We start from the raw sequence: 23316 nt of genomic DNA on the forward strand, positions 1-23316 counted from the left end.
AGCATACGTTCGTATTTCGCAATTGTGACAGATCGGATGGGTAAAACCCTTATGGTGTGGGTAAAAGAATAAGAGAGAGGAGGAGTGGAAGCGATGATCAAGTTATGGAAAAGAATCAAGTTTGTGTTCAATGTTAGGAAATCCATTCCCTTCCTTAATCAGTTCTTTCGTTCGAAAGAAGTGAGCAGAGAAAAGAAATGGACCTCTGTTTTGTTGCTCGTTCTTTATTTGATCTTCCCCTGGGATTTGATTCCGGATGTGCTTGTTTTCTTTGGGATCATCGATGATTTAGCAGTCTTTACCTTCGTTTTACAGCTCATGGTAAAGATGGCGCCTGAATCTTTGAAAGAACAATACGAGCTTAAAGACCAATAAATCGATGTTTAGGATAGGCACGGATGAGGTAAATTATAGTTGTTGATGATAATACCAATCAAGGAGTGATGATATTGAGTAATGTAATGTTTACAGCACACGCAACAGCTAAAGGCGGTCGTAATGGCCATGTAAAATCTGATGATGGTTTAATTGATTTGAACTTGGCTATGCCTGGTGAAGGATCTGAAAAAGGTTCTAACCCAGAACAATTATTTGCCGCAGGTTACTCTGCTTGTTATGACGGTGCTCTTAACCTAGTCGCAAGTAAACAGAAGAAAGATATCGACTCTGAAATTACGGCAGATGTAAGCTTGATGAAAGATGAAGCTGATAATGGCTTTAAAGTAGGTGTCGTACTGAATGTACACATCAAAGGGGTTTCTCAAGAAGAAGCAGAGAGCCTAGCTGAAGAAGCGCATAAAGTGTGCCCTTACTCTAAGGCAACTAGCGGAAACATTGATGTAGAAATTAATGCTAAAGCTGTATAAGCAATAGATACAGACAAGCCTCCCAAGGTTCTTCCTTGGGAGGTTTGATTTATTTTACGCTCTTTATCGATAACGGTTTCACGTGGAACATATAAGTGTTATGGTTTTGAGAGCATTCGATTGTATGGTATTTTATAGTCGAAGGAGAGGACCAGTTATGAAAATAACCGATGAAGCACGTGACTTATTACATCAGATCCTTGAAGATGAGCAGGCAGGAAGCTTACGTTTGTTTTTTGCAGGATTCGGCTGCGGAGAACCAGATATAGGTATGACGATTGGAGAGCCAGAAGCTGATGATGAGCTGCATCAAGTCAACTCTATCCCGGTGGCGATCGATCAAAGAATAGCCCACTTGACAGAACCCTTAGTAATAGAAGGAAAACAAACGATGGAAGGGCCTAAATTTCAAATCCTCGGTCTTCCTGAAAAGGATTGTGACGCGTAAAACCTGCACATCGTGTAGGTTTATTTTATTTTTCACAAAATCGATTCGTTCAAAGGTTTTATCAACTGGTCAAGATACATAGAAGAAAGGAAATGAACATTCATCATGATGGCACCAGGACACCAAGTTGTCGGCTTTACCTTTGGTGTAGGGGCACTGGCCTACTTTCCTTATACGGAAGCTCCAGTAGGAAATCCCTTTCACACTATATTATATTTTGTATTTGTTTTATTCGGTGCACTGCTGCCCGACATCGATACTCCGAAATCAAAGCTAGGCCATAAATTCTGGCGGGGATTGATGACCTTATTTACACTCGCTTTTTTGATTTATCTATTTGCGCCTGAATATTTAGATCGATACCGTGATGAGTTGAAGGTATTTGTCATGATGCTACTTCCAGTACTGATCATGATTCGTAGCCACAGAAAGATGACGCATTCTTTCGTATTTGTCACGCTTCTTGTTTTTTACAGCTATTTAATAGAGAAGTGGTTGGGTGTTCCATGGTTTTATTTGAGTGGATTGATCATTGGTGTTCTATCTCATTTGTTTGGAGACTACATCACGAAAAAGGGAATCCCTCTTGTTTATCCTCTTTCTAGTAAGCACCGCCAATTCATTATAGCTTTTCGTACTGGCTCTAATGTGGAGCGTTTAGTCGTATATAGCTTGGTCGTTTGGAATGTTTGGTTTTTAACGAATATCATTTTCTGACACGGATCGCCCCCTCTATTTCTTGAAATAGAGGGGGCGATCTTAATTGAATGACAATTAAATTGTCGGAATTTGAATCTTTGCGTAAATTTTCAAATAATTCTATATTTAAACTAGACATTCCGTCTTTTTGCCCATAGAATTTAGGTACATAGTAGAAAGGGTGACGACCCATGGTTGATTATCATGCACTAGAACCAAAGCCCATACAGACATTACAAGTGAATCACACATCTTTTGTGTATCAATACTATCTAGAGCAGTTAAAAAGCTACGATAGGAAAATGGCGATCATGCGAACGAAAGATTTTTGTATGGATCAACAATCGATGGACAAAGAGGAACAGATTGCTACATTGGAGTTTCTTTATATGAATGATTATATGGACGAACTGTCCCATCTGATTGGCCATCACTCACTTGACCATGAAGTTCATTTGATTTATGGAATTCTTCTTAATCGTTTTGGCGATGGTCAGTTCAATCCCCCTCTGATGTGGTTGAAATCTCTCCAATTCTCTCATCCCTCATTGCATTGTCTTCATCAATTGATCATTGTGTACCGATATTTTGACCTTAAGAAATATAGCGGTTTAGATGCCTATCTAGAGAAATGTGATGAGGCACTCCAGAAAGTCAACGAACCTTTAGCTTTATACTACTTTGAACTTCGTTATCATGAGCTGCTATTTAATCACTACTGGAAAACGAACAATTCTCTGTTGGCGCGAAGGTATGCTTATAAGATCATCAATAAAGAACTGTCTCCTAGAAAAACGACCATGGTTCAGCACCACCTGGCTTTAACATACGTGTTCGAAAGCTATGAGACATCCATGGATCACGCTGTAAAAGCTTTGCATATCGCGGAAGAGTATAACCTTACCAAACATATCATATCGATTAAAGACCGCACTATCCCTTTTATATCTGCCTTTCATAGAGTGACAGATGATGTGACGACGCCTGATTTTGTGGAAACAGCACACTTAGAAATTGCCAGAGAGCAATACGTTCCCGCGATAAGAATGTTGAAAAGTTTAGATACCCTCACTCCGTTTCAAGAAAGCTACCTCGGTTTCGCTTTGAAAGATAAAGGGATGCTAAAGAATGCGCACCAACGATTCCTTAAGGAGAGTGGGGACTTATTTTTTGCTCAGTTACCTGAACTGTATTTAGAAAGGTAAGGATAGGTGTCCAGAGCTGTCAGGGGTTGTGAAGGAATAAAGAGTATAGAAAAGGCTAAGGAGGAAGGCGTTTTATGAAGAAGTTTTTAGTTGGCATCAGTTTTACGGTTATTCTTTTGATTGGCTCCATCTTTTTTAGTCCTTTGTCATTAGATGAACTGGGTTCTTCACGTGTACACGCCGTGGAGGTCGCTAGTAGTGAAGACCCGGGAGATTCTGGAGTTGGCGCACCGAAGCCTATGGATAACACCGATCCTGGAGACTCTGGTGTCGGTTGATCATGAAAACCCAGTCTACCATGACAAAATGGTAGACTGGGTTTATTTTATCAGGATATATGTGTAGGACTTGTTGGCCCTGTTCTCTCAAAAGGCGCCTCTTTAAACAAAATCTTTTTATGAAGATTTCTTGTTTCTTAATTGTTCCGCTTTAGGCTTCCTTTGTGGGATTTCTTCTGACCTTATCATTTTGATGAAGGCATACACGAACAGAATGATGACGACTGTGAACGGCAATGCAGAAACTAAGGAAGCGGTCTGCAGGGCATTCAACCCTCCAGCAACAAGTAGGACGCCGGCGATCGCTGCCATCAGCACTCCCCACGTTATTTTGATCATCAAAGAGGGTTGCAAGTCACCGTTGGACGTCATACTTGCCAAGATATATGTGGCAGAATCGGCTGATGTGATCAAGAAAGTAGCAATCAGCAGAATCGATAGCAGTGAAAGGATACTCGTCATAGGTAAGTATTGGTAGGTTTCGAACAAAGCGACTGTAATATCATTGTTGACCGCTTGCGCAATGTTCGTGCCATTATTCAAATCACTATTCAGGGCGGTTCCGCCAAACGTAGCAATCCACAAGCACGCAATGAGTGGCGGTACGACTAGCACGCCAAAAATAAACTCTCGAATGGACCGGCCCCTCGAAACACGAGCGACAAACGCCCCGACAAATGGAGACCACGCAATAACCCATGCCCAGTAAAAAATCGTCCATTCACGCAACCAAGACCCACCTTCATAAGGAGTCAGGCGTAAGCTGTAATTAACGAAGTTGGCAATGTAATCACCTAAGCCGAGTGTGAACGTATTTAATATGAAAATAGTAGGACCAGCAATAAACACGAAGGCTAGAAGAATCAAGCATAAGCTTAGATTCAGGTTACTCAACCATTTAATTCCCTTATTCAACCCTGTTGAAGAGGAAATAAGGTAGAGAGCAAGTAAAGCAGCCGTGATCAGAAGTTGTACCCATGTCGCATTGGGAACATTGAAAACGGCTTTCAACCCCCCGTTCATCTGCAATATGCCTAAACCAAGTGACGTAGCAATTCCCATGACTGTCGCAATGACAGCTAAGGAGTCGATCGTGTGTTTGACGCTTTTCCGTTTACCCAAAACAGGTTCTAGAGCTGTTGAGATAAGGCCATTCTTGTTTTTTCTGAATTGTAAATAAGCGATGAGAAGGCCGACAATGGCAAAAACAGACCACTGGTTCACACCCCAATGGAAGAATGCGTAGCCCATGGCGATTCTAGCAGCCTCTTCGGTTTGAGCTTCTAAGCCGGTAAATGGAGTCTCGAAGAAATGGCTCATCGGCTCTGCTACACCCCAGAAAACTAATCCGGCACCGAATCCTGCTGAAAACAGCATACCGATCCAAGTGAAGAAAGGATATTCAGGCTTAGAGTCTTGAGGTCCTAATTTGATTTTTCCATACTTACTCAAGGCTAAACCCACTAGAAATAGGACGAATCCGAATACAGATAACAAGTAGAACCACCCGAAGTTTACGGTGGTGAAGTTGAAGAGTGTGCCGGCTACCTCGCCGAACCCCTCAGGGTTAACGGCTCCGAGCACCACTAAGAGTAGTACGACTAAAGAGGAAATGAGAAAGACAGGGTTACCTAATTGTTTTTTCATGGGATCTCCTTTCAAATAGATCGAAATGAATTCATTCATTTATTCCCTTCCATTTCTTGTTAAAAACATTATCTGTAAAAAAACAGAACGTTTGTAAAGGTTATCGTTGAAATCCTTCTTTAGTAGCGAGACGCAATGGCCTGCTTCCTTTCCAGTGTTGAAGCGCGGTTTTCATACTGATTTTACCAGAAAAATAGAAGGGTAGAATTGGAGAAAGAGGGGAACTATAAAAGAGTGGCATACATAATAATAAGTTGTATGAAAAGGAAGGAAGGTGTAAGGAATGAACAAAGAAAAAGCGTGGGTGAATGTGAGGGATAGTTTCTGGTTCCTTCCAGCGTTATACAGCTTTATTTCAGTGGTGATGGTGGCTTTTGTTAGTGCGCTCGACGTTTGGGCCGTTCCCCAAATCAAGGATAGTTTGCCGAAGTTGTTTTTCACAGAAAAAAGCGTGGCCCAGACGTTATACGGGTCTTTGATCACATCTATTTTAACGATGACGACCATCAGCTTTTCGACAATCATGGTAGTCTTAACGACATACACGACTCAATTTTCGCCACGAACGTTACAAGACTTCATGAAAAGTCGTGTCACTCAACATGTCCTAGGGGTGTACTCCTTTGGGTTTGTGTTCGCTCTGATTAATTTATTGCTGTTAGGAAGCGGGGACAGTCAAGGATTACTGAGCCCGTTCATTACCGTCCTTGTATCCATGGTCTGCCTAGCGTTCTTTATTATTTTCATTCATCATTCTTCACGCTTCGTACAGGTGAATAATCTCATAGGGCAAATCCGCACTCATACGTCGGCGGTCATTAGGAAGACATTCTCAGAAAAGAGTTACAATGAACACGTCGAGTGGGACCAAGATGATATAGACGAGTGGAAAAAGGGAAGGAAGTCTACCGTATTAGCGAATGAATCAGGATATCTTCAGGGTATTCAAATTCAGGGACTGATCGAATGGGCGAAACAAAATGATGTACTCCTAGAAGCTGATTTTCAAATCGGACATTACATTCAGAAAGGCGTGCCTGCATTTTACTATTGGCAGAAGGAAGACGCTGGAGAAGAACTGGATGCAAGCCCCAGTATGCAGTATTTACTTATCGGAAATGAGCGGACAGATATTCAGGATATCGAGTTCTCTATTCAGAAGCTGGTGGAGATTGCGGTAAAAGCCATCTCACCAAGTATCAATGACCCTCATACAGCGGTCAACTGCATTAATCGGGTCGGCTCATTATTGTCAGATTTGGCAGCTGTTTATAAACCTATCCAATATTATTCAGATTCTAATGAGGATATTAGGTTGTTAATGGAGCCCCGTTATTTCCGTGATTATGTATATAAAAGTTTCTACCAAATCCGGATTTATGGAAAACATGACTTGTCTGTAATGAATGGAGTCCTCGAAGCGTTATACAAAATATCCGTTGCTCAAGGCGGCGACATTCGGGATGATACGTGGAGATTCGGCGAGTACGTTATAGAATCTGTCGAAACGAGCGAGTTGAATGATTTGGACTATGAGCGCTTTTATAAGCAAGCCCAGAAATTAGCAGACGCATGCAATGAGTCTTTACCTTTATCACGTACGCCTCTTTAGAGTGATTTCTAAAGAGGTTTTGTTATTTTCCGTTGTGCAGAAGTATGTCGATATGTGCTAACATTTAGATGGGAGTTTTGTTTATCTTTTGTGCCAGTGGGTACTTAATAATCATATCTCACCTTTGAAAGACTCGGTATGTCTTTTGTATGAAAAATAAAGATTTTTGAAAGGGGAAAGCTATGAATAAAGTCACTTCGGTATTTTGGATAACCTTAGGGATAGCATTATTCGCAGTTGCTTGGGGTTCCATCGCTCCAGAGAACTTGCAAACAATAACAGGTGCAATTCAATCATTCATTTCTGTCCATTTCGGTTGGTATTACTTACTTATCGTTTCTGGTTTCGTGATTTTCTGTCTTTATATGATTGTTAGTCCTTACGGAAAAATTAGACTGGGGAAACCTACGGATAAACCAGAGTATAACTATCTTACTTGGTTTGCTATGCTTTTTAGTGCTGGTATGGGAATCGGTCTTGTATTCTGGGGAGCAGCAGAACCTATCTACTTCTATGCTACCAATGCACCAACAACAGAAACAGGTACACCTGCCGCTATAAAAGAAGCGATGCAGTTTGCTTATTTACATTGGGGAATACATGCATGGGCCATTTATGCGACCGTCGCTCTTGTCTTGGCTTACTTTAAGTTCAGACATGGTGCGCCCGCTCTCATCAGTTCTACCTTAAAACCCATCTTCGGCGATAAAATGGACGGGCCATGGGGGAGATTAATCGATGTCATCGCTGTCTTTGCGACGATTGTAGGTGTTGCTACAACGCTAGGCTTCGGGGCTTCGCAAATCAATGGTGGATTGACATACCTGACACCAATCACGGAATCCTTTGGGGTACAGGTGATCATCATTGCTGTCGTTACTGTTTTATTTATGATTTCAGCTTATACAGGCTTAAGTAAAGGGATCAAATATTTGAGTAACGCCAACATGTTTTTGGCCATTTCACTTATTACTATTATGTTCATCGTAGGTCCAACACTGTTTATTTTAAACATGTTCACAGATACATTCGGAGCGTACTTGCAGAACTTGCCTTCAATGAGTTTCAGGTTGGCTCCGACAAGCGAGGAGAATCGTCAGTGGATCAATAGTTGGACTGTCTTCTACTGGGCGTGGTGGATCTCTTGGTCACCTTTCGTAGGGATCTTCATTGCTCGTGTCTCCAAAGGTCGTACGATACGTGAATTCTTATCTGGAGTACTTCTCGTTCCATCGGTTCTCGGGTTCTTATGGTTTGCAACATTCGGTTCGTCTGCTATTCAAGTTCAGCAGGATGGAGAAGCGAATATTGCGGATCTAGCTACAGAACAGGCTATGTTCGGTACCTTTGATCAATACCCGTTAGGATTACTAATGTCAATCGTTGCTATGGTGTTGATCGGGACATTCTTCATTACATCAGCTGACTCAGCTACCTTCGTATTGGGTATGCAAACGACAAACGGTTCATTGACTCCACCTACTGCGGTGAAATTCGTTTGGGGAATCATCCAATCGTCAATGGCTGCTGTATTGTTGTATTCCGGAGGTCTACAAGCCTTACAGAATGCGCTTATATCGTCAGCTTTTCCGTTCTCGCTACTCATGATACTCATGGTCATTTCGCTTTATAAAGCCTTAAGAGCAGATAAAGCAGAGATTGACCGCCAAAAAGAAAAAGATAAAGCTAAGTCTTCAGCTTAAATCTATAACAAATGGGGCGAAATCATAACTGGTTTCGCCCTCTTGTTTTGTAATAGAGTATGTAAATCCCGAAGTCATGTATTAGCCGTTTTCTATTACCGAATGAAGAAAATTTGAGAAATGGTTCATAAAATCTTACAAAACTTTGATAGAATAGATAAGGCAAGCATATGAAATAAAGGAGTTATGGATATATGTGGGAGTGGAAGAACATTTACAGAGGAATGCTGATGGGGGCCAGTGATGTCGTCCCTGGTGTCAGTGGAGGTACCATCGCGGTCGTTCTAGGTATCTATGATCGGCTGATCGAAGCGATCAATGGAGTTTTCAGTAAAGAATGGAAAAAACACCTGAAGTTCTTAATCCCATTAGGGTTAGGAGTCGGGACCGCTATTGTTTTATTGGTCAATCTAATCAACTTTCTATTTGAAAACTACCCTATACCAACACAGTTTTTCTTCTTAGGACTGATCATTGGTGTTCTCCCTTATTTGACCCATAAGGCAGAAATGAAGAGAACTTTTGGATCTAAGCATTATGTAATCCTGGTTATCGGGTTAGTCATCGTAGCATCCATGGGGTTTTTCCAAACGAGTGAAACGGACCCTATTAAGAATTTCACGTTATCCACCTACGTGCTTCTCTTCTTTTCAGGATTCATAGCTAGTAGCGCTATGATTCTGCCGGGTATCAGCGGATCGTTCATGTTATATGTGATTGGTGTTTATTCAACAATCACGTTAGGTATTGAGAATTTTGATTTCACGATCATTGGCATCGTTGGATTAGGGATCTTACTCGGAATCGTATCGATGAGTAAGATTGTGAAGTATTTTCTTGAAAATCATACGTCCGCGACCTTTGCTTTAATCATAGGTCTGGTTATTGGTTCTGTCTTCGTCGTTTTTCCGGGCGTTCCCGGAACGGGTGCAATGTGGATTGTAAGCTTCCTTACATTCTTAGGCGGACTACTAGCGGCTTGGCTGCTTGGGCGTGTAGAGTATAAATAAGCACATGATAAGACAATAACCACAATAATCCCTTATCATAGAACACAGAGTAACTTAGTAAAGGAGAATAAAAAATGGAATCCATTCATAAGCTAGACACGTTTAACGACATTATTACAAGTGAGAACCCGGTGATTGTAAAGTTTCAAGCCGATTGGTGCCCGGATTGCAGACGCATGGACATGTTTATCGGGGATATTTTAGAGGAATATAACCAATACAATTGGTATGACGTAAACCGTGATGAGCTTCCCGAAGTAGCGGAGAAGTATGAAGTGATGGGCATTCCAAGTCTGTTGATTTTCAAAGAAGGTAAGAAAATCGCTCACTTGCATAGTGCCAACGCTAAAACTCCGGAAGAAGTTCAAGAGTTTTTACAAGCAAGCCTGTAAGAATTACGTCCACATGGTTCTGCCATGTGGACGTTTTGTATCTGGAGGTGTCAATAATGTTGAAACGACTGTTGCTAGTGGGCGCGGGTCATTCTCATCTTGAGGTGATTAGAAAGTTGAAAGAAGAGCCTTTTCCGAATGTAGAGGTATGTCTTCTCTCTCCTTCCACTTATCAATACTATTCAGGTATGTTCTCCGGCTACACGGAAGGACTCTATGGACTTGACGACACACGTGTTAACCTGAAGGAATTGACCGACGCGGCTGGTGTTCATTTCGTAAAGAAAATGGTAGACCGAGTCTTGCCAGAACGAAAGAAAATAGTATGCAAGGATCGCTCTGTTTACCCTTTCGATGTAATCAGTTTCGATATAGGGTCCCGTAGCCTCCCGCATGACATGGAAGATACGGTTGCTCGAACGATCAAACCCAACTATGAATTTGTCGATCAAATCAATCACCTTCGTGAAACGCACAACCCGCTTTTAGTGGGCGGAGGCGCAGCAGGCTCAGAACTCGCCATGTCGATTCAAGCTTATAAAGAAAGAAAGCAAATACCGGGACAAGTCCGCTTAGTCAGTGCCAACCGATTACTAGCTGAAGCACCAAAGCGCGTTTCTAAGAAGTTGGAATCACTGATAACAAAAAAAGGTATTCAAGTTTGGGAGAATGAACGAGTCGTGGAGATACATGAGCACCATATAAAAACGGAGCAAGGAAACCGGATCAGGCACACAGGGGTCTTATGGTTAGGCGGGGCGATTGCTGATCCCATCTTTAAATCATCTGGGATTGGCCACGACGAACGCGGTTTCGCTTATGTGAAAGATACGCTTCAATTTGAAGACTACACGCACATATTCGGAGCTGGGGACTGTGTGACAATGTCTTCGTACCCGGATTTGGCAAAGAGCGGTGTATATGCTGTGCGACAAGGACCAGTACTGTGGGAGAACTTAAAGAATTATTTAAGTGAAGGGGAATTGAAAGCCTATCAACCGCAAAGTCAAGCCTTATATATCCTGTCCACAGGGCACAAAAAAGGGTTCTTTACGTATGGACTAGTTACCAATCATAGTCATCGGGCGTGGAAATTGAAAAACAAAATAGATACGCAGTTCATGAATAAATATAAATAAGCGACCGATGAGACTCTCCTCGGTCGCTTATTTATATTGGTATGTGACGTTTATAAAAAGACAGGTTTTAGAAGACACAGATAAGAGGGGATAAGGGTTCGTTTTGAAACAACTCGCTTTCCTGCGGAGGAGCCGCCGAACCTCCTCGGTCGTTGACACTCCCTTTGGGGTCTCGCCTGAGTCCTTCTCCCGCGGGATGGACGTGATTGGTGAGATCCCGCAAGGCGAAGCCTGAGGAAGCTCAGCACATGCCCGTGGAAAGCGAGTCATTTCCTGGCCCTTCGAACCTCTACACCACTTAACGAAAACAACCACAATCATGTCTAATTTCAATTATATGTTCAGCCAGCTTCTTACTTTGTCTTTCAATAAGAAAGTGGTGACGAGTAAAAGTGCTAAAACAGCGAGAGCTACGAAGATAAGCGTGCGGTCACCACTTGCGAGACTTGATCCCACAAGACTATAGGCAATCGATCCCGGAAGCATGCCGATTACAGTTGCGGGAACGAAAGATTTCAGTTTCACTCTGGTCATGCCTGCTAAGTAACTTAAAATATCAAATCCTACGATAGGAATTAATCGCAAAACGAAAACATAAAGGAATCCTTGTTCTTTCATTCGTGGGTAGATCTTTTGAGCCCATTCGGATTCCTGGAATTTCAGTACAGAATCTCCGAAGAAACGTCCCATGATATAACCTGTAACAGAAGCCGCTGTGGCCCCGATGACGATGTAGAGTATGCCGGGCCAAAATCCATAAGCGAAGGCGGCTGCAAGGGACAGAACAGATGTTGGGAAAGCGATAATCGGACCAATGGCGTAGATGCCCATAAACAGGAGAGGGCCATAAATGCCAAAAGATAGAATATAATCTCGAATGCCCTCAGTCGACACGTCGATATGACGTCGTACAAACCAGACAATAGCGATGAAGACAGCTAAAAAGACAAGGGCACGAACGATGCTTTTCTTCTTCATGTATGATTCCCCCTGAACGGCTTGATTTGCGAAGATGGTAGATAAAGGTGAAGCTCTTCTTTAGTTGATAGATCGCCGATTGGTAAGGAAATCTTTTTATTGAGAGTATCTATATACACATGTCCAATAGTCTGTCCGTGCTGATAAGTCACATGTTCAACAATCCCTTGATACGTTTCATGGGCTTCATTCGATTCTGGTGGATGAAGCAGGCAAGAAGGTAATGGGATATACCGTTCATCGTTCAAGACGAGATGGCCTCCTAAGAAGTTGGCGACGAAAGGGTTTGCTGGGGACTGATGAAGGACTTTGGGTTCGTCTATCTGTTGGAATACCCCTTCGTTGAATAAAGCGACGCGATCTCCCATCAGCATCGCTTCTTCCGTATCGTGCGTAACGAAGATCGAAGTAATCGCCCGTTCGGCCAAAAAGTCGCGTACCCATAACCTCAACCCTTGTCGGAGTTGTGGGTCCAGACTGCTGAAGGGTTCATCAAATAGGATCACTTCTGGTTCCGTCGCCATGGCGCGAGCGAGGGCAACACGTTGTTGTTGACCACCTGAAATTTCGCTTGGGTAATGGTCCGCGTACGAAGAAAGCCCAATGGCATCTAGCAAACTGATGATTTTATCTTCATCATTTTTTTTAGCCAGTTTCGCGCCGTAGCGGATATTCTCTTTTACCGTCATATGGGGGAAGAGGAGTGGTTGTTGAAATACGAGACTTAAGTTTCGTTTATTCGCTTTCTTCCTCGTTACGTCTTTACCGGATATGGAAACCGTACCGGATGTTGGGGTCTCTAAACCAGCTAGAATACGTAGAAGAGTTGTTTTCCCGCTACCTGATGGCCCTACGATACTCAGGATTTCCCCTTTATTCAATGTGAAACTGACGTCTTTCAATATCATTTGTTGTTGGAATTGTTTCGTCATGTCTTTTATTTCTAGTGAGCTATTCATTGTTATTTCCTCCAAGGCATGATCGTATAGGGTAGAAGAAGCAACAGGATCTCAACCAATACATATAAGGCAAGCGGGATCATAGAGAACCAAATGGAGAAGGCGGCCATGATAGAAGAGTTGGCTGTGTCGAGAAACGGAAAGAACACCATAGGTAAGGTGATGATCCGCCCTCCGCCAATGATTGCTGTTATGGCATACTGGCTGAGACTGATTACGATTGTTAAAAATGTAACGCTTCGAATAGCTGGCTTCATTAATGGTAATTCGATGGTGAACAGTTGGTGTAAAGGATTCGAACCAAGAATAAGGGGTTGTTCAAGCATTGGGCTTCCCAGTTGTCGATACGCATTCTGGAAAATTTTTATACTATAAGGAACTGTAGGGACAAGGTGGATGATGATGACACCAAGCACCGTATCGGCGAGTCCGATACGAATCATGAACAAGTGCAGCCCCATGGCAATAGCGAGTACAGGGATTAAGATGGGGGCAAGAATAATCGCTTCGACGAAAGGCTTTCCTTTAAATGAAAGGGTCGCCAGCGCTTTTCCCGTCATGATTCCGATTACTAAATTAATGAATAGGACGCCGGCTCCGATTCCAATAGACCATCCCGTTGCTGACCATAGTTTAGGATCGGACAGTAAAACAGAATAACTGTCCAGTTGGAATCTGAGTCCTTCACCGGTTTGGAACCTCCACGTCTCTGACAAACTTTGAAGCAGGAGGATCAGCGTCGGCAGTAAAAATAATAGTGTTGCCAATACATAAAAAAGTCGTTTATTCCGTATCATTTCAACCGCCCCCTCATCGCTTTCCACTGCCTTTTACTTAATAACAAGTAAGATAGGAGGGTGAGCACTAAAATGATTAGACTGATAGAGATCATAGCAGCAAATGCTAAAGGTCGATCATCCCAAGAGCTCCCGTAGAACCAATCATAGCTTAAAACAGAGACCATTTCGGGGAAAGTCGTCCCTAACAGAGCAGGCACCTCATAAGCTGAAAGGGTGAACGAGAAAATGATTAAAAATGTCTCTATCATAACTGGAAGAATATGAGGCCACTCCACACTCGTGAATTGTCTGAAAGAATTGCCTCCCAGGTTTTTCACTAAGTCATAATACTCCGGTTTGATGGATGCATACACAGGTAAGAGCATCAGGATGACAAAGGGGACTTCTTTCCAGACGTACGTGATTATGATACCGAGTCCGCTTGCGTCCCTTGTCAACGTTGGAAGACCGCCACTATCTGACAAAACTCCAGTCACTTGTAAAAGTTGTGAAAGAACACCGCTTTCAGACAAGAGCAGGATTACCATGTATCCCCATACAAAGTGCGGGAATAGCATCGGTAACCAGACAATGAGACGAGGGGCGTAGCTTTCTAATAGTTGATAACAGGATCTCGTGAGTAGCACACCAATCACTAAAGAGAGGAGTGACGAGGTAAAAGCTGTTTGTAGGCTGAATCCTAGAGAAGCAAGGAATCGGTCAGACTCGAATAGGCGTTGATAGAATTCGAACGTCAACGCCCCGTCAGTGCTCAAGCTCTGTATGAAGGCTTGAACAAGTCCATACATTGGAATCAGTAGGAATAAAAAGCTTGGAATGAATAAATAGAATGCTTTAGTTTTGTACCACTTCATTGAACCACTGCTCTTTCATCCAATCTACGTAAGCGGCTTCGGACTCAGGAAGAAAGCTTTCTTCTAGTTCCTGCTGAGAGAGAACACTCTCACCTCTTTCGACAGATTGGAATTTTTCTTTCATGTCTTCGGGTAACTTTTCAATACTGATAGGTGTGTTCTCTCCCCAGTAATTCGGTTTCAGCTTCGCCAGTTGTGCCTCTGGAGATAGCATGAAATTGATGGCTGTCAAAGCGCCGGCTTGATTGGTACTGTTGAACGGTATAGAGAGGAAGTGCGTGTTTCCGATCGATCCTGGATCCATGACAAATGATCGTGTCGTTTCGGGGAAAACGCCTTCGTCTATGAGCGATTCCGCTCTTGCTTCGTTATAGCCCATCGTCATCCACACTTCCCCCTGGCTATAAAGGCGATCGAGTTCTGTTAATGTGTTCGGATAATGGTCGCCCGATCTCCATAGACTCGGTTCCATTTCGTTTAAGTACTTCCACGTGTCATCTGCTGTCTCCGAAATGGCCTCTTCATCAAGTGGTTGATCATAAATGGCGGATGGACTTTCCGCCTGCGCATACAAAATGTGACGTAAAAAGGCGTTGCCTGTGAAATCATCGGCATTCGGATAGGTGAATTTACCAGGATTTTCAGCTGTCCATGCTTTCAATTCTTCAAAAGAGGAAGGTGGATTGTCGACCTTAGCAGCGTCATAGTGAAAGACAAATTGAACTTTCCCCCAAGGCGCTTCCATGCCGTCCACATCTGTTCCGAAATCTGTTTGGAAAGCGGGGTCATCCGTCTGGTAATAATCATTGAAGTTTGGCAGACTATCTACGAATGAACCAGCTAACAATTCATTTTCCTTCGCATTTTTAAAATTCTCAGCATTGATCCAGACTATATCGATTGTTCCTTCTGTTTTACCGGCTTGCTTCTCCGTTTGCAGCTTTTGCAAGATTTCTCCTGTATTCATCGGTACGCGTTCAAGTGTGACGTTATGGTTCTCAGCTAGACGCGGGGATACCCAGTCATCAATGTATTGATTGATTCCCTCATCTCCACCCCACATAAATAGCCGGACGGTTGTATCTTCAGCAGAAGCTTCAATATCTGTCCATTCCTTACTCGTCACTTCTGACAAACCAGGCGTGCTTTCGCCTCCTGAACATGCGGATAATAGCAAAATGATTAATAGACCGATCAGGCCGTGAGTTCTCATATTTTTCCCCCTACAGAACGCTTCTTTCCTTCAAGTGTACCCGTTTTTTTACACATGTAACTGTAATCTATCATACAAATGTTTTGGATAAATAGGAACTGATATGCCGATTGGTTACACATCGATTCGGGAATAACGGTGGCAGAGGAGGGACAAATATGCTGTATGAACAATTTGCAAAGCCTGCAGGGTTAGTCGGGAAAGCTGTGGGATGGTTTATGAATAAAGAAAATGAAGAACTGAATCAGTGGACTGTATCTTTTTTGGGAGTTGAAGAAGGGGATAGTGTATTGGAGGTTGGGTTCGGAGCAGGCCAAACGCTATGCACGATCGCCAATCGACAAGAAGGAAAAGTTTTCGGGGTCGATCCTTCAGAAGTGATGGTGGATACATCGATCAAACGACTTCAGAAGCGAAACAGTGATTGTGATATATGTATGATACAAGGTGAAGCGAGCGTACTGGAAGGGTTCCGAGAGCCGCTTGATAAGGTGTATGCGATCAATAATGTGACGTACTGGGATCAGCCCGTTGCCACCTTGACTCACCTTAGGTCGTTGTTAAGAAAAGGTGGCAAAATAGCTTTGACGATCAGACCTCATGAGGATGGAGCAGGAGATCAGACGACAGAAGTCCTTGGAGATCAGCTCCGAGCCCTCCTAGCGAATGCGGGGTTCAAGCAAATCGAGGTATTTATCAAGTCGGCGCACCCGAACAATGCTGTCTGTGCTGTGGCCACAAATCAGTAAAGGCGTCGGGAATAGCTTTCGTTAAGGGACGATTCCACATCGGATTCGCTCACATCATCAAGCTTTACATGAGCTGCGAGCATCTTGGCTGGTTTCGTCAGTTCGTCTGGGTGCGGCCACGTTTCAGGCTTCCACAGCTTGGAACGGATCAACGCTTTAGCGCAATGTATAAAGCATTCTTCGACTTTTATCACAATTGCAACGTTCGGAATGTGACCATTCGCTTCCAAGGGTTCCAATAATCCAGGGTCGTCAGAAATAGAAGCTGTGCCATTGATGCGTAACGTTTCGTTAAGACCAGGGATCATAAAGAGTAATCCGATGTGAGGATTTTCTAATAAGTTCCGCATGGAGTCCATTCTGCGGTTTCCGATTCTCTCGGGTAAGACGAGCGTATGGGAGTCGAGAACCATGGCAAACCCAGGACCGTCGCCGCGTGGGGAGGAGTCACAATGTCCATACTTGTTGGATGTACTGATCGTCGCAAAAGGAGAATGGTTGATGAACTGTCGGCAATGCTCATCTAGATGATGAATCACTTTATTCGATGCAAGTCTTCCCGGGGTTCCTTGTATGTCTTCTAAGGCTTCAAAGGTCGTAATCGTTGAGTACGTTCTAACCATGTCGGTACACTCCTTGTTTGTATGCTAGGATAATAATAAAAGGGGGTAAGAGATGTGAAGTCTTTAAAAAAGGAAGAAAAAGAGTACATGATTGCAAGAATTCAAGAGTATTTTGAGTTAGAACGCGATGAATCGATCGGAGAGCTGGCGGCGGATCAAATGCTCGACTATATGGTGAAAGAAATTGGCCCTTTTCTCTACAATAAAGGCATCTATGATGCGCGCCAAATGCTGGAGCAAAAAGTGATGAACATCGATGAAGATTTGTTATCGCTTGAGCGTCCTGCGGGAAGGCCGTCCCGGTAAAATACTTAGAAAAAATCTGCAGTTCTCTCAAAGTCTTCCTTTTTATGGTACCAGAAAAGGGAGCATAATGTTACACTGTTCAATCGGAATTTCTGAAAAAACTCCGCTCCCGGCAAGTTTGCCAGAAGCGGAGTTTTTAAATTTAGGCTGATTTCATCTGATCAGTTTGATCATCACCGTCTGCATCCATGGTTGGTGTAGATTCAACATCAGAAAAACCTGTTGTCACCTCTTCGTCCCATGTGAACTGTTGAAGCTGTTCGTTCATATCTCCAATCATCCCGTCCAGTTTGCTCGTTTCTTGTATCATCTGCCCGAAGGCGTTTTGTTGTTCTTCTGTTGAGGCAGAAATTTCTTCTGTACCGGCTGCTGTTTCTTCCGTAATGGCACTGACATTTTCAATCGATGTACTAACCTGCGAGCTGCGTTCTTTCGATTGTTCCATATTCTGCGCCAATGTTTCTAAACGCTCATCGATCAGGGAGACTTGAGCACTGATTTTCTCAAAGGCCTGTTTCGATTGATCCACAGAAGTGTCTTGTTTTTCTGAAAGGAGCATAGTATTTTCCATCTCTTTCGCAATCTCTTGAACACCAGATTTAATGTGCTGGACCATTTCTGAAATGTTTCCAGTAGCCTCGGTTGATTGATCTGCTAGTTTGCGGACTTCATCAGCAACGACGGCGAATCCTTTACCATGTTCCCCTGCGCGGGCGGCTTCAATAGCTGCGTTAAGGGCAAGGAGGTTGGTTTGCTCTGAAATGTCATTCACAAGATTGATCGTTTGTTCAATTTGATCCGTGTAACGCACAAAGTCGTTGACTGAGTCGTTCACACCTGAAATGGCCGTTGTACTTTGGTTCATAAGCGAACGCTGTTCACCAATCGCTTCTTGTCCTTGTTTGACGTAGCCGAGGGCCTGCTTACTCATTTCACGTGATTCCAAGCTTTGTTCTGTGTTGGATTCAAAGGATTGATGCAAATTCTCCATCAAGGTCGATACATCCTGTATATCATTAGAGATGGATTGACTGCCTTGAGCGAGTTCATCTGTTGAGCTGGCTACTTGGTTGGTGACCTCCGTCAATCCGTCCATTTCAGATTTCAGTTTGGAACTGAAGTCTCCAACATTCTCTCCGATATGATTCACGGATTGAACCGTTTCACGTAAGTTCGTGATCATCACTTGGAAGGAACGCTTCAATTGACCGATCTCATCCTTCTCACGATCTTTTACATCAATCGTTGCATTCAAGTGACCGTCTGCTACTTTGGAGGCCTGCTCGGACAAGTACCGTAATGGTTTGGCAATGTGTTTGGTCAATCGAGTCGTTGACATGATGGATGTAATCATAAGGATAGCGGCTGCGATGATCGTAAATGTAATCATCGTTTGAATTTGTTGTTTCTGGTTCGTTATTGTCCGGTCATACCATTCTCTCGATTCTTGTTGAAGCATATAGGCATCATTCAGTATTCCCGCTGTACGTGCAGCTTGACGCTGGACTTCATTGACATCCGAATCATTCAACGCTTCGGTGACGATTTGGTTCCAACGCTCATATTTCGCTTCCGCTTGCTTATACCAACGGGTTTGTTCTTCTGTCTCGAGAAGAGGGGCGATGTTTGAGAATATATTTTTCGTTTGTTCGACTTGGTTCACGGCTTCGGTCCTCGTCGCTTCTGACGGATTATATCCATAGCCGTTCAGGGATTGTTCAACCGTAACGAGCTGTCCATGCAGTTCTTTTCCTTCCAACAGAACTTGTACGTCCTGATTAGAGGACTGCTGGAGTTGAATCATTTGAACAACGATGTAACCGATCAAAACTAAACTCAACATCAAAGGAATCAATGTCATGATATAAAGACGTTTTCCTATATTCATAGTTAGCACTCCTTTCTATTAGTTTCTTGCTTCATTCAGGTTTTGTTCTTCCTCAGATGTAAGGTTGATCAGGCGAATAGGAGCTAGACCTACTCCGTTTTCTTCAATCCCTAATGTTTTATGCGTGCCATCTAATGATTCGCCATTCGCTAATTGCTCCATCACATCGTAGAGAGCGACATTGACGTTTTTTAGCATCGATGTGACAACGGCTTCCTCTGCAACGAAAAACTGATCACTATCGACTCCAAAGGCAAAAATGTCTTGTTTTTGTGCTTCCTTCAACGCCCCTATTCCAGTAAATCCAGCCGCAGGGAATATGTAATCGGCTCCTTGTTCGACCATGTCTTTCGTGAGTTGTTCGCCTTTTTTATCATCATCGAATGTATTGGCATACGAAACGAGTACCTCTGCTTCAGGGTTCGCCTCTTTAACTCCACGAGTGAAACCTTCCTCAAACCGTTCAACGACAGGGATCTGTTCACCACCAATGAATCCTACTGTTTGGCTCGTCGTTTTCATACCGGCAATCAATCCGATTAAATAGCTTCCTTCATCTTCTTTGAAGGTGATGGAAGTTACATTCTCTTTTTCCGAAACGGCGTCAATCAGTACGAATGGCTGGTTTGGATATTCCGAAGCTAGTCTTTCAACGGAAGGGAGAGCATTGTAGCCTAGACCGATGATGACATCATGGTCCTGCTTCACTAGTTCTTTAAGTTGCTTGTCGTAATTTTTATCAAAAGGCTCACGGTAATCGAATGTAATCCCTAACTCATCTCGTGCAAGTTCTAATCCTTGAAAGGCTGAATCACTAAAAGAGTCATCACCGAGCCCGCTTTCTGTTACGAGAAGGCCTGCACTGATCCGGTCTTCTGCTTGTGAAGTCTCTGCTTGTTGAGCACACCCGATCAATAGGAAAGGGGTGAGACACAACAAGAAAAACCAGTATGTATATTTCACAACATTCACTCCTTATATATGATGTCTGACAACCTAATTATCGGAACTATATCGGACGTTTTAAACAGGACTTTTGTTTCAGTTCATAAAAAAACCCCATCCAATTGTGATGGATGGGGCGTTGGATTATGAGAAGGTCAAAGTATTGCCTTGATCATTGTGGATGAATGTCATACAGAAGATGGAGTCAATTCAAATGCCTCGGCAATCAGTCGATAAGACTGCAACCGTTTCTCGAAAGGGGAAATGATCGTATTGATGATGACTTCATCAACCTGGTATTTCTCCGCAATCCCCTCGATTGACTCTTTCACGTGTTTTGGCGTGCCGACAATCATACGATTGCGGTTTTCCTGCACTCGGTCTAGTTCATACATCGAATAAGGGTGGTGAATCGCTTCATCCGGGGAAGGGAAGTGAGGGCGAGTTTCACCTTGTTCAATTTTGAGTAAAGCGAGGTCAAGGCTCGACGCTAAATATTCTGCTTCCTCATCCGTTTCGGCACAGACTACGAAGACCGATACATTTCCGTTCGGTTGGCTTTGTTGCATCGATGGAGAGAAATAATTCTTATAACGATCCATGGCTCTGATTCCACCGTGTCCATTGATAAAGTGAGCAAACGAATAAGATGCCCCTAAGTCAGCGGCTAATCGGGCACTTGTGCCACTAGAACCAAGCATCCAAACCATAGGGGACGTCTCTCCTTTCGGTGTCGCATAGATGTTCATCCCGTGAGGGTCCTGACCGTGAAGGTAAGCCATCAGTTCTTCGACTTGAGCAGGATACCCCTCAATATTCGGTAGTTTCCCCCTGTTCAAAGCCAAGTTCACATTCGGCATCCCACCAGGAGCTCTTCCAACCCCTAGATCGATACGACCGGGGTGTAACGTTTCAAGTACACGAAACGCTTCGGCTACCTTGTAGGAACTGTAGTGAGGGAGTAGGACACCTCCTGTTCCCACACGGATCTGATGGGTGTTGGCAGCTAAGTGGGCGACTAATACTTCAGGTGCTGAGCCTGCCAGACTTGAGGTGCTATGGTGTTCGGAAACCCAGAAACGATGATACCCAAGTTCGTCGGTTAATTTGGCTAATTCGGTAGTTTGTTGTAACGCTTCATGAGGGGTCATTCCTTTTAAAATGGGTGATTGATCTAAAATGCTAAGTTTCATGAGACAGACCCTCTTTTCTTTCGACTATTTGTTATTTCTATCGTTACATGTGCGATTGATAGATGCAAAGCTTTTGATCAGAAAACGCACCAGTGTAGGGCCGCATGTAGTAGAGTTGTTGGGACTAGACTCGACACCCGCTCGATCCATTCGGACAAGAGGCGCGGTATTTCGGACAAAGGTTGTGGTTTTCAGGACATTCATTCCTTAATCGGACATTTCCCCGAACTATTCGGACAGATGAAAAGCTTCCCTGACAAGCTTTTCATTAGCGGTCAGGCTGCAATTCTCTCATTAAAAAGGTCCGTTCTGTACATGTAGATGTGTGTGGTGGGAAATGGCGAGACTCCCGCGGGAGAAGGACTCAGGCGAGACCTCACAGGGAGTGCAACGACCGAGGAGGCTTGGCGGCTCCCCCGCAGAAAAGCGAGTCATTTCCCACCACACCCTTTTCGTACTTCCGTAGAGGACCTGGGCGACTAACCATCGAGTTCAGTTTATACACTGACTCTATTTGATTAGAAAAAACGTGAGGAACGATGTCCTCACGTTTTGATGAGTTTACCTTGATAAAAGTCCGAGCAGACCATAAGTCGGCTGATTGCCCATTTCCGAGTCAAACAGCTTTTGAACAGACAAATCCCGGATATTGATCGGGGTAATGAACGTGGCTTGTCGGCGGAATTCATCTTCCGGTTGATCGGCAAGCCATTCACCGTCTTCTAGTCCTTCGATAATTTGAACCAATCCGTTTTCTTCAATTCCGGTTTCAATCGTTCTTCGCTCAAGCACGCCTTCTTCTGTCATCACCCATGCGTAGAGATTTTCCTCAGTTACAAGAACGCTATCTAAAACGGTAACAGCTTCCAGCGCAGAGTCTGTAATAATGTCTACATCTGCGTGGTAGCCGGGAAGGAGCGTCTCATCAGCATTCTCGAGTTCGATTTCGTAAGGGTAGCGGCTCGCGCGTTGCACTTCGACTTCTTCTGGAAACTCATGAACGGAGGTCAATGTTCCAGGAGTTTGAACTTCTAAGTCCTCAATGAATACTTGGGCTGCCATGTCTTCTTCAACAAGTCTTCGTTCCTCTTCGCTGAATTCACCTTTGACAATCAAATTGGTTGATTTCAACGTAAGGATAGGAGCTTCCAAACTCTCAGATATATGGGTGACTGTTCCGTCGTAAGCGCTCGTAACGGTGATTTCCTGACCATCATCCTCAAGTTGGTCGAGTTGATCTTCTACCATCTCAAGCATAGCTTCTACTTTAGCAAGCTCTGCTTCTTGCTCAGCAATGCGTTCTTCAACAAGATACTCCGTTTGTACATAAGATGGAGGATCGCTGGAATCATCTTCGTCATCATCACTTTCAGGTTCCGGAACATCATAATCCTCAAGTTCGTCTATGTAATCATCGATGGCGTCTTCTTCTTCTTCCAAACGATCGATTTCACTTTCGAGTTGAGCTTCCTGCTTTTCGTAATCGACGACCTCATACGTGTACAAGTCGTCTCCATCACTGACAGATTGACCTTCTTCGACTAGGAACTCTTGGAAAGATCCGATGTCATCGTTAAAATAGACGGAATTCGCTTCTTCTGAGGCAAAGACACCGTTCACATTCAAACGTTCGAATAAATTATAAGTCGTGGATTTAGACCATTTCTCTACATAGGACTTGCGTTCAACGCGGTCTTCTTCATCAAAGAAAATGAGGAAGGCGTTGGTCGCAATAAATGCAATCACTAACAACCCGATGACTCTGCCTTTATAATTTTTTGTCTTCATGAATAATTACACCTTCTGCTT

24 protein-coding genes are annotated in these 23316 nt (G+C 43.5%); 13 read left to right on the plus strand and 11 right to left on the minus strand.

The window, feature by feature from the left end:
- Positions 1 to 93 precede the first annotated feature (93 nt).
- The 6 genes from H0266_RS17805 (at position 94) to H0266_RS17830 (ending at position 3496) form a co-directional block, all read left to right on the plus strand.
- Positions 94 to 375, plus strand: coding sequence for a YkvA family protein (locus H0266_RS17805; protein WP_181473801.1), 282 nt, complete (start codon positions 94 to 96; stop codon positions 373 to 375).
- Between the two features lie 74 nt (positions 376 to 449).
- Positions 450 to 866 (plus strand): organic hydroperoxide resistance protein, encoded by a 417-nt coding sequence (locus H0266_RS17810; RefSeq protein ID WP_181473802.1) that lies wholly within the window; start codon positions 450 to 452, stop codon positions 864 to 866.
- 157 nt (positions 867 to 1023) lie between these two features.
- On the plus strand, positions 1024 to 1314 hold the full coding sequence (locus H0266_RS17815) for an iron-sulfur cluster assembly accessory protein (protein ID WP_181473803.1): 291 nt from the start codon (positions 1024 to 1026) through the stop codon (positions 1312 to 1314).
- Between the two features lie 108 nt (positions 1315 to 1422).
- Positions 1423 to 2031, plus strand: a complete 609-nt coding sequence (locus tag H0266_RS17820; protein ID WP_246364199.1) for a metal-dependent hydrolase — start codon at positions 1423 to 1425, stop codon at positions 2029 to 2031.
- A 173-nt stretch (positions 2032 to 2204) separates the two neighbouring features.
- The gene (locus tag H0266_RS17825; protein WP_181473805.1) at positions 2205 to 3218 is read left to right on the plus strand and encodes an AimR family lysis-lysogeny pheromone receptor; all 1014 of its coding nucleotides are present in this window, start codon (positions 2205 to 2207) and stop codon (positions 3216 to 3218) included.
- Between the two features lie 74 nt (positions 3219 to 3292).
- Positions 3293 to 3496: a hypothetical protein gene (locus H0266_RS17830; protein WP_181473806.1), complete on the plus strand. Its 204-nt coding sequence runs from the start codon at positions 3293 to 3295 to the stop codon at positions 3494 to 3496.
- 117 nt (positions 3497 to 3613) lie between these two features.
- Here H0266_RS17830 and H0266_RS17835 read toward each other — a convergent pair whose 3' ends face one another.
- Entirely contained in the window at positions 3614 to 5182 is a 1569-nt protein-coding gene (locus tag H0266_RS17835) for a BCCT family transporter (protein WP_425484324.1), read from the minus strand.
- Between the two features lie 244 nt (positions 5183 to 5426).
- On the opposite strand from H0266_RS17835, the gene H0266_RS17840 reads away from it, so the two are divergent.
- The 5 genes from H0266_RS17840 (at position 5427) to H0266_RS17860 (ending at position 10999) form a co-directional block, all read left to right on the plus strand.
- Entirely contained in the window at positions 5427 to 6755 is a 1329-nt protein-coding gene (locus H0266_RS17840) for a DUF2254 domain-containing protein (protein WP_181473807.1), read from the plus strand.
- A 182-nt stretch (positions 6756 to 6937) separates the two neighbouring features.
- The gene (locus tag H0266_RS17845) at positions 6938 to 8458 is read left to right on the plus strand and encodes a glycine betaine uptake BCCT transporter (protein WP_181473808.1); all 1521 of its coding nucleotides are present in this window, start codon (positions 6938 to 6940) and stop codon (positions 8456 to 8458) included.
- A 194-nt stretch (positions 8459 to 8652) separates the two neighbouring features.
- Positions 8653 to 9468 (plus strand): DUF368 domain-containing protein, encoded by an 816-nt coding sequence (locus H0266_RS17850; RefSeq protein ID WP_181473809.1) that lies wholly within the window; start codon positions 8653 to 8655, stop codon positions 9466 to 9468.
- Positions 9469 to 9542: 74 nt separating this feature from the next.
- Positions 9543 to 9860 carry a thioredoxin family protein gene (locus H0266_RS17855; RefSeq protein WP_181473810.1) on the plus strand — a complete coding sequence of 106 codons (318 nt, stop codon included), beginning with the start codon at positions 9543 to 9545 and terminating at the stop codon, positions 9858 to 9860.
- Positions 9861 to 9916: 56 nt separating this feature from the next.
- Entirely contained in the window at positions 9917 to 10999 is a 1083-nt protein-coding gene (locus tag H0266_RS17860) for an FAD-dependent oxidoreductase (protein WP_181473811.1), read from the plus strand.
- 333 nt (positions 11000 to 11332) lie between these two features.
- Here H0266_RS17860 and H0266_RS17865 read toward each other — a convergent pair whose 3' ends face one another.
- Genes H0266_RS17865 through H0266_RS17885 form a run of 5 tightly spaced genes read right to left on the minus strand, consistent with a single transcriptional unit; the run spans position 11333 to position 15803 of the window.
- Positions 11333 to 11977 (minus strand): TVP38/TMEM64 family protein, encoded by a 645-nt coding sequence (locus H0266_RS17865; protein ID WP_181473812.1) that lies wholly within the window; start codon positions 11975 to 11977, stop codon positions 11333 to 11335.
- Complete coding sequence (gene ccmA, locus H0266_RS17870) at positions 11974 to 12936, minus strand: heme ABC exporter ATP-binding protein CcmA (protein WP_181473813.1); 963 nt, start codon at positions 12934 to 12936, stop codon at positions 11974 to 11976. The genes H0266_RS17865 and ccmA overlap by 4 nt, the downstream gene beginning before the upstream one ends.
- Positions 12937 to 12938: 2 nt before the next feature.
- Entirely contained in the window at positions 12939 to 13733 is a 795-nt protein-coding gene (locus H0266_RS17875) for an ABC transporter permease (RefSeq protein WP_181473814.1), read from the minus strand.
- Positions 13730 to 14590, minus strand: a complete 861-nt coding sequence (locus tag H0266_RS17880; RefSeq protein WP_181473815.1) for an ABC transporter permease — start codon at positions 14588 to 14590, stop codon at positions 13730 to 13732. Before H0266_RS17880 ends, H0266_RS17875 begins: the two co-directional genes overlap by 4 nt.
- Entirely contained in the window at positions 14571 to 15803 is a 1233-nt protein-coding gene (locus H0266_RS17885) for an ABC transporter substrate-binding protein (RefSeq protein WP_181473816.1), read from the minus strand. The genes H0266_RS17880 and H0266_RS17885 overlap by 20 nt, the downstream gene beginning before the upstream one ends.
- A 158-nt stretch (positions 15804 to 15961) precedes the next feature.
- Between H0266_RS17885 and H0266_RS17890 the strand changes: the two genes are divergently transcribed.
- Entirely contained in the window at positions 15962 to 16552 is a 591-nt protein-coding gene (locus H0266_RS17890) for a class I SAM-dependent methyltransferase (RefSeq protein ID WP_181473817.1), read from the plus strand.
- On the opposite strand, the gene H0266_RS17895 is transcribed toward H0266_RS17890, so the two are convergent.
- Complete coding sequence (locus H0266_RS17895) at positions 16546 to 17175, minus strand: pyridoxamine 5'-phosphate oxidase family protein (protein WP_181473818.1); 630 nt, start codon at positions 17173 to 17175, stop codon at positions 16546 to 16548. The genes H0266_RS17890 and H0266_RS17895 overlap by 7 nt on opposite strands.
- A gap of 54 nt (positions 17176 to 17229) precedes the next feature.
- Between H0266_RS17895 and H0266_RS17900 the strand changes: the two genes are divergently transcribed.
- The gene (locus H0266_RS17900) at positions 17230 to 17481 is read left to right on the plus strand and encodes a DUF2164 family protein (RefSeq protein WP_181473819.1); all 252 of its coding nucleotides are present in this window, start codon (positions 17230 to 17232) and stop codon (positions 17479 to 17481) included.
- 142 nt (positions 17482 to 17623) lie between these two features.
- Here the strand turns inward: H0266_RS17900 and H0266_RS17905 are convergent, their stop codons facing one another.
- From H0266_RS17905 to H0266_RS17920, 4 genes are all read right to left on the minus strand, one after another.
- Positions 17624 to 19369 carry a methyl-accepting chemotaxis protein gene (locus tag H0266_RS17905; protein WP_181473820.1) on the minus strand — a complete coding sequence of 582 codons (1746 nt, stop codon included), beginning with the start codon at positions 19367 to 19369 and terminating at the stop codon, positions 17624 to 17626.
- A gap of 18 nt (positions 19370 to 19387) precedes the next feature.
- Complete coding sequence (locus H0266_RS17910; protein ID WP_343063336.1) at positions 19388 to 20332, minus strand: BMP family lipoprotein; 945 nt, start codon at positions 20330 to 20332, stop codon at positions 19388 to 19390.
- A gap of 170 nt (positions 20333 to 20502) precedes the next feature.
- Entirely contained in the window at positions 20503 to 21507 is a 1005-nt protein-coding gene (locus tag H0266_RS17915; RefSeq protein ID WP_181473821.1) for an LLM class flavin-dependent oxidoreductase, read from the minus strand.
- 561 nt (positions 21508 to 22068) lie between these two features.
- Entirely contained in the window at positions 22069 to 23295 is a 1227-nt protein-coding gene (locus H0266_RS17920; protein WP_181473822.1) for an efflux RND transporter periplasmic adaptor subunit, read from the minus strand.
- Positions 23296 to 23316 lie beyond the last annotated feature (21 nt).

Source organism: Halobacillus locisalis (assembly GCF_013694105.1).
GTDB classification, from domain to species: Bacteria; Bacillota; Bacilli; order Bacillales; family Halobacillaceae; genus Halobacillus; species Halobacillus locisalis.

Bases quoted from the DNA above. Each gene is read 5' to 3' on its own strand.
- H0266_RS17805 (WP_181473801.1), top strand. From the start codon at position 94: ATGATCAAGTTATGGAAAAGAATCAAGTTTGTGTTCAATGTTAGGAAA.
- H0266_RS17815 (WP_181473803.1), top strand. From the start codon at position 1,024: ATGAAAATAACCGATGAAGCACGTGACTTATTACATCAGATCCTTGAA.
- H0266_RS17820 (WP_246364199.1), top strand. From the start codon at position 1,423: ATGGCACCAGGACACCAAGTTGTCGGCTTTACCTTTGGTGTAGGGGCA.
- H0266_RS17825 (WP_181473805.1), top strand. From the start codon at position 2,205: ATGGTTGATTATCATGCACTAGAACCAAAGCCCATACAGACATTACAA.
- H0266_RS17830 (WP_181473806.1), top strand. From the start codon at position 3,293: ATGAAGAAGTTTTTAGTTGGCATCAGTTTTACGGTTATTCTTTTGATT.
- H0266_RS17835 (WP_425484324.1), bottom strand. From the start codon at position 5,182: ATGAATGAATTCATTTCGATCTATTTGAAAGGAGATCCCATGAAAAAA.
- H0266_RS17840 (WP_181473807.1), top strand. From the start codon at position 5,427: ATGAACAAAGAAAAAGCGTGGGTGAATGTGAGGGATAGTTTCTGGTTC.
- H0266_RS17845 (WP_181473808.1), top strand. From the start codon at position 6,938: ATGAATAAAGTCACTTCGGTATTTTGGATAACCTTAGGGATAGCATTA.
- H0266_RS17850 (WP_181473809.1), top strand. From the start codon at position 8,653: ATGTGGGAGTGGAAGAACATTTACAGAGGAATGCTGATGGGGGCCAGT.
- H0266_RS17855 (WP_181473810.1), top strand. From the start codon at position 9,543: ATGGAATCCATTCATAAGCTAGACACGTTTAACGACATTATTACAAGT.
- H0266_RS17860 (WP_181473811.1), top strand. From the start codon at position 9,917: ATGTTGAAACGACTGTTGCTAGTGGGCGCGGGTCATTCTCATCTTGAG.
- H0266_RS17865 (WP_181473812.1), bottom strand. From the start codon at position 11,977: ATGAAGAAGAAAAGCATCGTTCGTGCCCTTGTCTTTTTAGCTGTCTTC.
- ccmA (WP_181473813.1), bottom strand. From the start codon at position 12,936: ATGAATAGCTCACTAGAAATAAAAGACATGACGAAACAATTCCAACAA.
- H0266_RS17875 (WP_181473814.1), bottom strand. From the start codon at position 13,733: ATGATACGGAATAAACGACTTTTTTATGTATTGGCAACACTATTATTT.
- H0266_RS17880 (WP_181473815.1), bottom strand. From the start codon at position 14,590: ATGAAGTGGTACAAAACTAAAGCATTCTATTTATTCATTCCAAGCTTT.
- H0266_RS17885 (WP_181473816.1), bottom strand. From the start codon at position 15,803: ATGAGAACTCACGGCCTGATCGGTCTATTAATCATTTTGCTATTATCC.
- H0266_RS17890 (WP_181473817.1), top strand. From the start codon at position 15,962: ATGCTGTATGAACAATTTGCAAAGCCTGCAGGGTTAGTCGGGAAAGCT.
- H0266_RS17895 (WP_181473818.1), bottom strand. From the start codon at position 17,175: ATGGTTAGAACGTACTCAACGATTACGACCTTTGAAGCCTTAGAAGAC.
- H0266_RS17905 (WP_181473820.1), bottom strand. From the start codon at position 19,369: ATGAATATAGGAAAACGTCTTTATATCATGACATTGATTCCTTTGATG.
- H0266_RS17915 (WP_181473821.1), bottom strand. From the start codon at position 21,507: ATGAAACTTAGCATTTTAGATCAATCACCCATTTTAAAAGGAATGACC.
- H0266_RS17920 (WP_181473822.1), bottom strand. From the start codon at position 23,295: ATGAAGACAAAAAATTATAAAGGCAGAGTCATCGGGTTGTTAGTGATT.